11 protein-coding genes are annotated in these 12,175 nt (G+C 72.8%); 6 read left to right on the forward strand and 5 right to left on the reverse strand.

What is annotated here, in order from left to right; all coding sequences use genetic code 11:
• Positions 1-6 precede the first annotated feature (6 nt).
• Positions 7-1,854 (forward strand): sigma-70 family RNA polymerase sigma factor, encoded by a 1,848-nt coding sequence (locus tag AB0M46_RS30555; protein WP_363341559.1) that lies wholly within the window; start codon positions 7-9, stop codon positions 1,852-1,854.
• Positions 1,855-1,856: 2 nt separating this feature from the next.
• The gene (locus AB0M46_RS30560) at positions 1,857-2,243 is read left to right on the forward strand and encodes a hypothetical protein (protein WP_363341561.1); all 387 of its coding nucleotides are present in this window, start codon (positions 1,857-1,859) and stop codon (positions 2,241-2,243) included.
• An 81-nt stretch (positions 2,244-2,324) separates the two neighbouring features.
• On the opposite strand, the gene AB0M46_RS30565 is transcribed toward AB0M46_RS30560, so the two are convergent.
• The gene (locus AB0M46_RS30565) at positions 2,325-2,552 is read right to left on the reverse strand and encodes a hypothetical protein (protein WP_363341563.1); all 228 of its coding nucleotides are present in this window, start codon (positions 2,550-2,552) and stop codon (positions 2,325-2,327) included.
• A 69-nt stretch (positions 2,553-2,621) separates the two neighbouring features.
• On the reverse strand, positions 2,622-6,503 hold the full coding sequence (locus tag AB0M46_RS30570; protein ID WP_363341565.1) for a hypothetical protein: 3,882 nt from the start codon (positions 6,501-6,503) through the stop codon (positions 2,622-2,624).
• A gap of 127 nt (positions 6,504-6,630) precedes the next feature.
• On the opposite strand from AB0M46_RS30570, the gene AB0M46_RS30575 reads away from it, so the two are divergent.
• Both AB0M46_RS30575 and AB0M46_RS30580 read left to right on the forward strand, forming a co-directional pair.
• A complete protein-coding gene (locus tag AB0M46_RS30575) occupies positions 6,631-8,265 on the forward strand; it encodes a ricin-type beta-trefoil lectin domain protein (RefSeq protein ID WP_363341567.1) in 1,635 nt (544 codons plus the stop codon).
• Between the two features lie 164 nt (positions 8,266-8,429).
• Positions 8,430-9,122 (forward strand): DUF6082 family protein, encoded by a 693-nt coding sequence (locus tag AB0M46_RS30580; protein WP_363341569.1) that lies wholly within the window; start codon positions 8,430-8,432, stop codon positions 9,120-9,122.
• A 2-nt stretch (positions 9,123-9,124) separates the two neighbouring features.
• On the opposite strand, the gene AB0M46_RS30585 is transcribed toward AB0M46_RS30580, so the two are convergent.
• From AB0M46_RS30585 to AB0M46_RS30595, 3 genes are all read right to left on the reverse strand, one after another.
• A complete protein-coding gene (locus AB0M46_RS30585) occupies positions 9,125-9,370 on the reverse strand; it encodes a hypothetical protein (protein ID WP_363341571.1) in 246 nt (81 codons plus the stop codon).
• 101 nt (positions 9,371-9,471) lie between these two features.
• Complete coding sequence (locus AB0M46_RS30590) at positions 9,472-9,666, reverse strand: hypothetical protein (RefSeq protein WP_363341573.1); 195 nt, start codon at positions 9,664-9,666, stop codon at positions 9,472-9,474.
• 10 nt (positions 9,667-9,676) lie between these two features.
• Entirely contained in the window at positions 9,677-10,672 is a 996-nt protein-coding gene (locus AB0M46_RS30595) for an acyl-CoA desaturase (RefSeq protein WP_363341575.1), read from the reverse strand.
• Positions 10,673-10,840: 168 nt separating this feature from the next.
• Here AB0M46_RS30595 and AB0M46_RS30600 point away from each other — a divergent pair, with 168 nt between their 5' ends.
• Both AB0M46_RS30600 and AB0M46_RS30605 read left to right on the forward strand, forming a co-directional pair.
• Positions 10,841-11,797, forward strand: coding sequence for a lactonase family protein (locus AB0M46_RS30600; protein ID WP_363341577.1), 957 nt, complete (start codon positions 10,841-10,843; stop codon positions 11,795-11,797).
• Positions 11,798-11,871: 74 nt separating this feature from the next.
• On the forward strand, positions 11,872-12,171 hold the full coding sequence (locus AB0M46_RS30605) for a hypothetical protein (RefSeq protein ID WP_363341579.1): 300 nt from the start codon (positions 11,872-11,874) through the stop codon (positions 12,169-12,171).
• Positions 12,172-12,175 lie beyond the last annotated feature (4 nt).

The following is a 12,175-nucleotide window of genomic DNA, read 5'->3' on the forward strand; positions in this document are numbered from 1 at the left end:
GCGCTGATGAGCACGGCCACGGTGATCGCGGCGAGAGCCGGCGACCAGCGGGCACTCGATGTCCTGGTCAGCGAGTACCTGCCGCTGATCTACAACATCGTGGGTCGCGCGTTGCAGGGACACGCGGACGTCGACGACGTGGTGCAGGAGACGATGCTGCGCGTCGTCGACGGGCTGCCCCGACTGCGCGAGCCCGACAGCTTCCGCTCCTGGGCGGTCGCCATCGCGATGTCCCAGGTCCGCGACCGCCACCGCCGCCAGGTGCAGGCGCCGCTGGTCGGCGACTGGGCCGACCCGACCGACACCGCCGACCCCGGTGCCGACTTCGCCGACCTGGCGATCACCCGGCTGCGCCTGTCCGGCCAGCGCCAGGAGGTCGCCGAGGCCACCCGCTGGCTCGAGCACGACGACCGCGAGCTGCTGTCGCTGTGGTGGCTGGAGGCGGCCGGGCAGCTCGACCGCGAGGAGGTCGTCGGGGCGCTGCGCCTGACCCGCCAGCACGCCGCGGTGCGCATCCAGCGGATGAAGGCCCAGCTCGACGCGGCCCGGGCGGTCGTGCGGGCGCTGGCCGCCCGCCCCCGATGCCCCGAGCTGAGCGCGGTGCTGCACAGCTGGGACGGGCGCCCCACCGCGCTGTGGCGCAAGCGCCTGGCCCGCCACACCCGCGAGTGCAACCGCTGCGACCTGGCCTGGAGCGACATGATCGCCGCCGAGCGGCTGCTGGCCGGCATCGCGCTGGTGCCGGTGCCGGCGGCCCTGGCGGCGACGGCGTTCACCGCGGGCGCCACCGGCACGATCACCGGCACGGCCGTGACCGTGAAGGCCGGCGGGCTCAAGGCCATGCTCGCCGGGTGGGTCGCCGCCTCCAAGCCGGTCTTGGTCGGCCTGGCCGCCACCGTCGCCATCGCCGGGGCCGCCGGCGCCGTCTACGTCGCCACCCAGGGCGAGGAGCAGCAGCCGGCGGTCACCACCGCCGCGGCGCCGTCGGATCCGACCTCCGCCGCGGCCCCCACGGCCGCCGCGTCCGCCGCGCCGCCGTCGACGAGCGCGGCCCCGAGCAGCGGCGCGCCGAGCCCGACCCCGAGCAAGACCACCGTGCCGGCGCCGCTGCCCCCGGTCACGAAGAGCGCCAAGAAGGGCGTGAGCACCAACGACAAGTTCGGCGCCAACAATGCCCCGGCGATCAAGGACGTGCGGGCCGGCTGGTACTACGACTGGTCCCCCAGCCCCGTGGCCAGCGTCTCGGGCGTCGAGTTCGTGCCGATGGTCTGGGGCCCGAACAACCTGTCGTCCGACCTGGCCAAGGCGAAGGCCAACGGCAAGACCCTGCTGGCCTTCAACGAGCCGGACCTCAAGGAGCAGTCCAACATGACCCCGGCGCAGGTCCTCGACCTGTGGCCGCAGCTGCAGGCGACCGGCATGCGCCTGGGCAGCCCCGCCCCCGCCTACGGCGCGGACACCCCGGGCGGCTGGTTCGACCAGTTCATGACCGGCATCAAGCAGCGCGGCTACCGGGTCGACTTCATCACCCTGCACTGGTACGGCGGCGACTTCTCCGCCAACGCCACCAACCAGCTCAAGACGTACATCCAGAACGTCTACAACCGCTACCACCTGCCCATCTGGCTGACCGAGTACGCGCTGATGCGCTTCGACAACGGCACGGTCTACCCGTCGACGGACCAGCAGGTCGCGTTCGTGAACAGCTCCACGGCGATGCTGCAGGGCCTGTCCTACGTCGAGCGCTACAGCTGGTTCCTGCTCTACACCAGCAAGTCCGGCGACACCGGCCTCTACAGCAACGGCACCACCCCGACCCAGGTGGGCGCCGCCTATCGAGCCGCAGGAGGATAACCATGGACGCGAGATCGAGCGGGGCCGCCACGCTGCTCGGCGCACTCAACGAGGCCTGTGAGGATTTCCAGCGGTACGGCCAACGGGTCGCCGCCACCCACGGCCCGCTGCACTGGGAGCTCATCGGGCGGATCGGCCCCGGCGAGGCGCCCTTCGCGCTCGTGGGGGTCGTGCTGCGCTACGGGCGCACCACGGTCGACCTGGGGGTGGATCTCTGGGTGCGCGACAGCGGGTTCGAGGTCAGCGGCTACACCACCGTGGACGGGCGGCGGCTGCTGATCGACCTGCCGGACGTGCTGACCGAGGACATCGACGAGGCCATCGGCGCGCTCCGGGAGTACACGCGGCGGCTCTGCTCGCATCACAACGTGCTCGACGAGGTCGCCTGAAACTGCCCGTTCCCGGCACGTCGGGCGCTCGCGTGCCATGACATGTCGGATTTATACCCCTACAGGCGACATCGGCAGCTGTTAGGCGACATACAGCGCGCGCCCCCGCACGCGCACCACCAGCGCAACGGCCCCCAGCACAGCGGTCGCCACCCCGCACGCCACCAGCGTCGCCGCCGGCCCGGCCGCCTGTACCAGCGGCGCGCCCATCAGGGTCCCCAGCGGCGTGGAGACGACCACCACCGCGCCCCGGGCGGCCAGCACCGGCGGCAGCCGCTCGGCCGGCACCGCGCGCTGGAACAGGGCCACGCTCGTGGCGGGTACGGCGCCCAGGCCAGCCCCGCGAGCGCCAGCGCCAGGAGGTCGGCGACGCGGCGGCTACACCCCGCCGGGGCGCAGCCGCGGCAGCCGGGTGTCGACGTCCGGCACCGAGTAGCCCAGCGCCCGCAGCCGGGTGCTGACCTCCTCGATCGGCTTGCGGATCTTCTGCGCCGCGGCCAGCAGGTGGTTGAGCGGCACCGGCTGCGAGGCGTCCAGCCACGGCCGCGAGCCGTCCAGGTCGGTGCTGGCCAGCAACAGGTCGTTCGGCTTCACGGCGTCCACGGCGATGCTGCTGAGATCCACGTCGACGGTGTACCCCAGGATCTCCAGCCGCGCCGCGATCTCGTGCACCGGGCGGCGCACCCGCCGGGCCGCCTGCAGCAGGTGCGGCAGCGGCACCTGCTCGTCCAGGTCCAGCCACGGCTGCGAGCCGTCCAGGTCGCGGCTGGTGATCAGCAGGTCGTCCGGCTCCACCTGGTCCAGCGACGGGCCGGCGCCGTGCAGGCTCACCGCGTAGCCGAGGAACGTCAGCCGGGCGGCGATGTCGTGCACACTGCGCCGGGTCCGCTGGGCGGCGCGCAGGATGCGGATCGTCGGCACCGGCTTCATCGGGTCCAGCCAGGGATCCGAGCCGTCGAGGTCCTCGCTGGTGATGGTCAGGTCGTCGGGCTCCAGGTGGTCAATGAGGATCGCGTCGGGGTCGACGTCCACCCGGTAGCCGCACGCGGCCAGCCGGGTCGCCACCTCGCGCAGCTCGCGGCCGGTGGACTCGGCCGCGCGCAGCAGGTGGATCAGCGGCACCGGCCGGGAGGAGTCCAGCCACGGCTGCGAGCCGTCCAGGTCGCGGCTGGCCAGCTGCAGGTCCTCGGGCTCCAGCTTGACCACCTCGATCGCGTCGAGGTTGCCGCCCAGCCTGAAGCCGAAGGAGCGCAGCCGGGCGGCCACCTCGGCGACCGGGCGGGAGGTGCGCTCGGCCGCCCGCAGCAGGTGGATCGGCGCCACCTCCTCGCCGAGGTCCAGCCACGGCGAGGTGCTGTCGAGGTCGCGGGCGATGAGCACCAGGTCGTCGGGCTCGGTGACCAGCGTCTCCCAGCCGCTGTCGAGCTGGTAGCCCAGCAGGGCCAGGCGCGCCGCGGTCTCGTCGGCCGGCAGGGCCACCTTGTGCGCGGCCCGCAGCAGGTGCAGCAGGGTCACCGGCTCGCGCGGGTCCAGCCACGGGTGGGAGCCGTCCAGGTCGCGGCTGGCGATGGTGAGGTCCTTCGGGCCGAACTGCTCCAGCGGCAGCACGTCGACGTCCACGTCCACCTCGAAGCCGAGCTGGCGCAGCCGGGCCACCACCTGGTGCACGCTGCGGCCGGTGCGGTGCGCCGCCCGCAGCAGGTGCACCAGGTGCACCGGCTGGTCGGGCTGCAGCCACGGCCGGGTGCCGTCCACGTCCCGGCTGGTGAAGATCAGGTCGTCGGGGTCGACGCCCACCGTGTCGGCGCCCACCGACGGCTCGTAGCCCAGCGCGTCGAGCCGGGCCGCGACCTCCGGGGCCGACCGGCCGGTCTTGCGGGCCGCCCGCACCAGGTGCACCAGCGGCACGATGTCGACCGGGTCCAGCCACGGGCCGGTGCCGTCCACGTCGACGCTGAGCAGCAGCGCGTCGGACGGGCGGGAGCGCATCGCGCGCCTCCAGTCCGGGCCGGGCTTGAGCACCTTGCGGTAGCGCCCGCCGGCGGCCAGCGCCGTGAGCCGCCACTCGACGAGCTCGTCCGGGCCGCCGACCGGCCCGTCGTTGGCCACGAAGCAGCCGGTGACGGCGGCGTCGACGGTCTCGCCGTCCATCTCCCACTTGCCGTGGCCGCGCTCGATCGCCTGCTCGAAGATCAGGTCGGCGACCAGCGGACGCACCGGGGCGAGCCGGCACAGCCACTCGTAGCCCAGCAGGGTGGTCCCCGGCGCCGTCAGGGCGGGGACGGCCTCCCAGAGCAGGCGGTCGACGTCGTCCTCGCGGTACGCCAGGATCTTCGTCCGGTCGACGGACAGCCGCGGTGCGAGGTCGCGGTTGAGGTTGACCACCGCGCCGAAGATCTCCTTGCCGGCGTAGAGGCCGTCGGCCAGCAGCGCGCCGTTGCCCTTGCACCACCACACCCGCGAGCCCTCGGCGGCCACGAAGCCGGCGCCGATGCTCTCCTCGTCCTCGTCCTCCTCGTCGTCGACCACCCCGGCGGCCGCGGACAGCTCGCCGGGCGCCCAGAGCTGGCTCTGTACGCCGTCGCTGGCCTCGGTGGCGAACTCGGCCACCCACAGCAGCTTGCGCAGCTCCTCGACGGAGGCGACGGTCAGCCCCTCGCGCAGGTGCAGCCGGACCGTGGTGCCCGTCTCGGTGCCCGGCCCGAGGTCCTGGATGCGGAACAGGCTGCCGGGGCCGGCGATCGACACCCGCAGCCGCTCGCCGGGCTGGCCGTCGCGGCCCATCCGGCACGTCTCGACGGTGAGCTCGTCGGCGAGCATGAAGTAGCTCAGCACGCCGATGCCGAAGCGGCTGTTGGGGTACAGCTGCACCGGCGGGTCGAGGCGGGCCCACTCGGCCTGCTCCTCGAGGAACTCGGGCAGATCGGCCAGGCGCACGCCGGCCTGCGAGAACACCTCGCTGAGCTCGCGCACGCCCATGCCGATGCCGTTGTCGGTGCAGTCCAGGTAGCCGCGGCCGTGCTCGTCGACCCCCTGGACGAACTTGATCCCGCCGTCCCATTCCAGCCGGCGGTCGTGGGCCCGGGTCAGGTACTCCGTGCGGGCCTCCCGGTAGCGGCAGGCGTCCAGCGCGTTCTGGTACAGCTCGCGGATGGCCAGGGCCGGGTCGCCGTACAGCTGCTCGCCCATGAGCAGCTCGCGCACCCGGTCCTCGGCGAGCCGGAAGCGCACGCCGGCCGACTGGTAGGCCGGCAGCCCGTCGCGCACCAGCGGCCCGACCTCGTCGGTGGCCGCCCGGTTGGGCAGCCCGCGCAGCGGCAGCAGCTCGTCGTCCCGGGCCGCGGCCCGCTGCGCCTCGGCCAGCAGCTGGTTGAGCGTGTCGATGTGCGCCCGCAGCGCCACCTCGATCGACGGGTGGGCGCAGGCCGCGCCCAGCACCAGCGTGGCGCCGCGCGCCTCCCAGCGTCCGTCGCGGACCGTGTCGAGCACCTGCCCGGCGGTGACCGGGTCGCCGATGCCCAGGTGCTCGCCGATGACCTCCGGCAGCACCGTCACCTCGATCGCCAGCCCGCGCGCGATGGTCAGCAGGAAGCCGACCAGCCGCTCGCGCACCTCGCCGCGGCGCGACTCCAGCGCCTCGGGCCGGTCGTGGCGGTTGAGGAAGGCCGGGTCGGCCCGGATCGCGCGCAGCAGCTCGGCCGTGCGCCCGTCGGCGGCGTAGCCGGTGAGCGCGGCGACCGTTTCCGGCTGGTAGGCCTGCGGGCGCCGGCCGATCCACCGGTGCAGCAGCCACCAGCCCAGCTCGGCCGCGGTCTCCCGGCGCCCGGCGCGGATCGCGGCGAGGGCCCGGCGGTGCGGCTGGGCGTAGGTCTGGGCGAAGCGCTCGAACGCGGCCCGGTCGCTGCTGGCGTCCTGCGAGGGCTCCAGGTCGCCGGGCTCCACCCCGCGCTCGTGCGCGGCCAGGCCCGCCCAGAGGGCGTCATGCAGCAGCGGTACGGCGACCAGCAGCAGCGCCTCCTCGCCCGACAGCGCCTCGCCGTCGGGCAGCAGGTCGACCAGGCGGGCCACCTGCCGGGACATGCGGGCGGCGAAGTCACCGTCCTGCCAGGGATCATCACCGAGCTCCCCGGCCGCGCGCGCCCTCGCCGCGGCCAGTTCCCCGGCCAAGGCGACGGCCTCGTCGCGGTGCGTTTGCCCGTCCCGGACGCGACCCCACACCGTATGCTGCGCCGCGATCGTTTCCCAGCCCTCTGGCACCATGCGGAAAACTTACCGGGCGACCGCCACGGGAATGACAGGCATCGGACTTACGGCCGGTCGCGCGTTGTCGCTGACGCAGGCTACGGTGCTCCGGGCAGTACCCGACCACCGGAGGGGGTTTTTCGGCATGTCCGTCGCTGGAGACGGGAAAGACGCGGACGAACCGGGCGGTCAGCCCGCCTCGTCCCGCGCCCGCCACCGCGTGGCGCCCACGACCTCGACCGCGACCCCGGTCCTGCCGCAGCCGTTCACCCCGGACAAGCCCACCATCCCGGCGATCCCCCACCCGCGCCGCCCGGACGGGCCCACCGCGGTGGCCTGGGCGGCGGTTCCGGAGGCCCCGGCCCCGCTCCCGGTCTTCACGCCGAAGCCCTCGGACCGGGCGCTCCCCGAGCCCTTCACCCCGGCCCGGCCGACCATCCCGGACGTGCCGCACCAGCGGCGCCCGGACGGCCCGACGGCGGTGGCGACGGCCGCGATCCCCGCCGTGCCCGTGCCCGGCCCGGACGAGCCGGACCCGGACACCGTCGACACGCTGGCCGGCGAGGCCCGGGCCGACGCCGCCGAGCTGCTCGACCCGGCGGACGATCGTACCTTCGAGTTCATCGTGACCCTGCCGGGCGTCACCAACGACCCCGAGCTGGCCGAGCCTTCGCCCGTCGCCGGGCTTTCGTCCGCTGCCGAGCCCGAGCTTGTTGCCAAGCCCCAGTTCAAGCCCAAGCCCGTCGCCGCGCCCGAGCCCGTTGCCGCGCCCCAGCCCGAGCCCGTTGCCGCGCGCGAGGCCGAGGCCAAGTCCGAGCTCGTTGCCGCGCCTCAGCCCGAGCTTGTTGCCGAGCCCCAGCCCGCGCCCGAGGCCAAGTCCGAGCCCGAGCTTGTTGCCGAGGTCGAGGCCGAGCCGATCGAGACCGTCGAGGGCGAGCTCCTCCCCGTCGGGGTGTTGCCGGCCGACGACTCGCCGACGCTCGCCGACTACGAGCCGCCCGCGCTGGCGATCGTGGCCGAGGTGGACCCCGACGACGCCGCCGACTACCGCGGCAGCCGCCGGCGCACCACCCCGTGGCGCCGCTTCCCGGTCGGCGCCGTGGCCGTGGCCGTGCTGATCCTGCTCATCACCGCGGGCGTGGCGATCCAGGTGCTGCGCCGCGACAGCTCGGGTGGCGGCCACGACAACGGCCTGTCGTCCCACGTGCCCGGGGTCTCGGTGCCGCCCGCCCCCACCCCGCAGGCCGGCAACGCCGGCCCGTCGCCCGAGGGCTCCCCGTCCGCGTCGGCCAGCCCGTCCGCCTCGCGCACCCGGTCCGCCTCGCCCTCCGCGTCGCGCGCCCCCTCCGCCTCGGCTGCCCCCGGCTCGGCCAGCGCCTCCCCGCCCCCGGTCCCCGCGCCCACTTCGGGGCGGCTGATGGGCAAGCAGTCGGGCAAGTGCGTGGAGTACCGCACGCAGCGCAGCTCCACGACGGTGCTGCTCAACACCTGCGACCCGCGGGGCACCAACCAGCACTGGCGGGCCCAGGGCGACCTCAACACGGGCGCGACGCTGCTCACCGACGCCGGCAAGTGCCTCGACGTGCAGAACGCGGGCACCGGCAACGGCAACGCGGTGTGGGCGTTCGACTGCAACGGCAGCGGGGCCCAGAAATGGATTCGGCACGCGAACAACACGTGGGAGAATCCGAACTCCCGCCGCTGCCTGGACGCCAGCGGCACCTCGCTGATCATTTGGGACTGCAGGGGCACCGACAACCAGATCTGGAGCCTGGGCTGACGCTCCTGAATTTGCACGTGCCAATGCCACCGGGCGATATTCCGGGGGTCGGCGGTGCTCATTCACGATTCATTCAGTAAAGAGTCACGGAATACGTTCGGCCGACGTCGGCCCGCGCGCTCATGATGGATGCCTGGTCGCCCTCCTCGGGAGGTGGGTGTGCGATGAGCAGCAATCCCGCCGGTCGCGCCGCACCGGCACGCGCACTGATCGTCGCCGGGCTGATCCTGATCGTGCTCGCCGTGGCCGCCGTTCTGGGCCTGGCCAGCATCGGCGCGGCCGGCCTGGTCACCGGCACGCAGGCGCCGCACGGCTGGGACCAGCTCAGCGACGCATTCTCCGTGGTCAACGGCATCTTCTCGGTCTTTGCGCTGATGGTGGTCGGCCTGACCCTGTGGGTGCAGTTCACGGAGCTGCGCATGCAACGCGCGGAATTGCGCATGCAGCGCGAAGCCACCGAGAAGTCCCAGCGCGAACTGCACCGCTCCTCCGAGGCCGTCTACCGGGAATTGCACATGCATCTCACGGAACTGGCCATCAACGACGAGAACTTTGCCGAGGTGTGGTCGCGGTACGACTCGAATCTCTCACCGAAGCTGCGCAAGCAGTACTTCTACGCGAACCTGGTGCTCAACTACCACGGCCTGTTCTATCGCACCGGCGACCGGGACGAGCGCTACGTCAAAGCGATGCTGCTGGATCAGTTCGAGAACCCCGTGATCCGCGCCTTCTGGGGCGAGGTCCGGCAGTTCCGCCGGGCGATGCAGGACTCCGGCACCCCGGAGCGCGACTTCGACCTGCTGTGCGAGGAGGCGTACCAGGCCACCCGCCCGGCGGAACGCGATACCGAGGCTTAAGCCTAAAAATCGGGAATGTCGCGCTTTGCGTGCAGCAGCGTCTCTCGGCTGATCACCACGATGCGTTCGTAGCTCGCCACCCCGGCGTCCGGCGGCAGCTGGCCCCGCAGGTCGCCGGTCATATCCGTGCCGATCACCGCGAAACGCCCATCGGCCAGCTCGAAGATGTCGGGACAGCTCGCCTCGTTCCTCGACCCCCGTTCCTGGGGCGTTGATCCCAGCCGGCGCCTGACCTGCGACTGCTCCATCGTCGTCCATTCATGTCGGGGAAGCTGCAAGCTGCCGGGCAAACTACCACGAACCCCCCGAAATCACCGGCAAGTTAGCTCACCCATCCGGATCGGCAAGGTCAGGCGATTCTCGCCGGTGGGCGGGAAGTAGCGCAGCGGGCCGGGACGGCCGACTGCGGGTGGGTGGCGAACAGGTCGTCGCGCCGGGCCCGGAACCCCGCCAGGTCCGCCTCGGACAGGTACATGGCGGCGACCCGGGCCCGGTAGTCGGCGAGGGAGAGTGCGAGGGAGAGGGAGAGGGAGAGATGCTCCACGCCCCGAAAGCTACCGCCGCAGGGGCGCGCCGGCCTCGTGCAGGTGCCGCAGCGCCTGGCCATAGGACGAGACGAAGGTCGCCGAGTGGTACGGCACCCCGATCTCGGCGCAGAAGCGCTCCACGATCGGCTGGGCCCGGCGCAGGTTCGGGGTGGGCATGTTCGGGAACAGGTGGTGCTCGATCTGGTAGTTCAGGCCGCCCAGCGCGACGTCCAGCCACGCCCCGCCGCGCACGTTGCGCGAGGTCAGGACCTGCTTGCGGAGGAAGTCGAGCTCGTCGGCGGCGGTGAGCACCGGCATGCCCTTGTGGTTGGGCGCGAACGTCAGTCCGAGATACAGGCCGAAGAGCCCCTGGTGTACGACGATGAAGGCGATCGCCATCCCGGGCGAGAACAGCAGGAAGGCGGCCGCGAGGTAGGCGGCGAAGTGGCCGTACAACAGGAATCCCTCGAGCCGGCGCCGCTTCATCGACGGGATGGCGCGGGCGCTCTGCACGTGGAGGTTGAAGCCCTCCAGCAGCAGGAGCGGGAAGAACAGCAGCGCCTGGTGACCGCCGATCAGCCGGGCCAGCCCCCGGGCCCGCTCGGCCTGGCGGGTGGACCAGACCAGGATGTCGGGCGCCACGTCGGGGTCGTGGTCCTCGTGGTTGGGGTTGGCGTGGTGGCGCGTGTGCTTGTTCATCCACCAGCCGTAGCTCATGCCGACGGCGGCGTTGCCTGCCAGCAGGCCCAGCGCCTCCGACCACCGACGGCCACGGAACACCTGCTTGTGGGCCAGGTCGTGGGCGACCAGCGCGACCTGCGCGTAGGCCACCGCGAGGACGGCGGCGAACCACAGGCTGTGCGTCGCCGCGAGGCCGGCCCAGCCGCCGGCGTAGAGGACGGCGACCAGGGTGAGGCGCACGACGTAGTAGCCCGGACGCCGGTCGAGTAGCCCGGCGGCACGGATGCGCTGGGACAGGGCGGAGAAGTCCGTGGACCGCTGCGCATCAACCAGAACTGTCATGCATCTCAGCGTCGCGTTCGCGGGCGCGTTGATCGAACCGGTCAGCCCCCAGCATTCCCGGTAGGGCTGGCCCCACCCTTAGGGGTCGACGCGCCCCCGAGCGCCGTAGCCGGGCATCGGGGGGCGTCCCCGCTGCACACCCGGGACCCGGAGCCTAGGCTTGGACGAGTGCCACTGCTCATCGGCTCCTACGCAGACCAGTACTCGACCTACGACGACGACTTCCAGCCGCTGTCCCCGCCGGTCCGCACGCCCGCGCCCAGCTTCCTCGCCGCCGGGCCGACCGGCATCCGCTACGCCGTGGCCGAGCTGGACGACGGCGCGGTCTCCGCGTTCGCACCGGACGGCACGCTGCTGGGCACCCTCCCGACGGGCGGCGGGGCGCCGTGCCACCTGGCCCTGGCCGGCGATCGGCTCCTGGTGGCCAACTACGCCACCGGCAGCATCAGCGTCTTCGCGCTGACCCCTGACGGCCGCCTGGACCGGCGCACCGATCTGGCCCAGCACGCCGGCGCCAGCGTGGTGCCGGACCGGCAGGAGGGCCCGCACGCCCACCATGTGACCGTCCGCGGCACCATGGTGCACGCCGTGGACCTGGGCATGGACGCGATCGTGCACTATCGCCTGACCCCGGACGGCCGCCTCGAGCACCTGCGCACCACGACGGTCCAGCCCCTGGGCACGGGCCCCCGGCACCTGGTGTTCCACCCCGATGGGCGGGTCTTCGTGGCCAACGAGCTGGCGTCCACGGTTTCGACGTACACCTCGGGATTCGAACTGCTCGACGTGAAGCCGTCCTGCCTGGTCCAGCCGGTCGGCGACAACTTCCCCAGCGAGCTGGCCCTGTCCCGCGACGGCCGGCACCTGTACGTCGCCAACCGGGGCAACGACACCATCACCACCTTCGCCGTCGAGTCCGGCGGCCTCCTGCCGATTGACGAGGTCTCGACGGGCGGCACCTGGCCGCGCCACTTCGCGGTGCTGGGCGACGCCCTGTGCGTGGCCAACCAGCACTCGGACACCGTGACCCGGCTGTCCCTCGACCCCTCGTCCGGCGTGCCGCACCCGGCCGACGTGGTCCTGGAGCACCTCTCTCCCAGTGCCGTGATCCCGGTCGATCGATAGGCTCCGGGCGATATCCCGGATGACGGGGCACTGAACGCTTGCTGAACCAGCGTTCAGTGCCTCAGCATGGGTCCATGGGTGAGCTGGTACCGCTGCCCAAGACGGGCGATGTGTTCTCGGACGTGCGCGGCGACGAGCGCACGATGCGGGTGACGTGCCATCCGCATCGCGGCACCGTGGTCGTCTCCCTGTGGGTCGACAAGCTCTGCCGGGCCTCGTTCCAGCTGGCGGAGGCCGACCTCCCCCGCCTGCAGCAGGCCCTGTTGGAGATGCGCTTCGACCAGGCCGCTCAGGTCGCCGAGTCCGCGGATCGCATCGAGGTTACGCACGCGCCCGAGCATCCGGGCGGTAGCGATCTGCCGGCGTCCGCCTGATCCG

This window comes from Dactylosporangium sp. NPDC051485, from assembly GCF_040682015.1.
In the GTDB taxonomy this organism is placed as follows: domain Bacteria; phylum Actinomycetota; class Actinomycetes; order Mycobacteriales; family Micromonosporaceae; genus Dactylosporangium.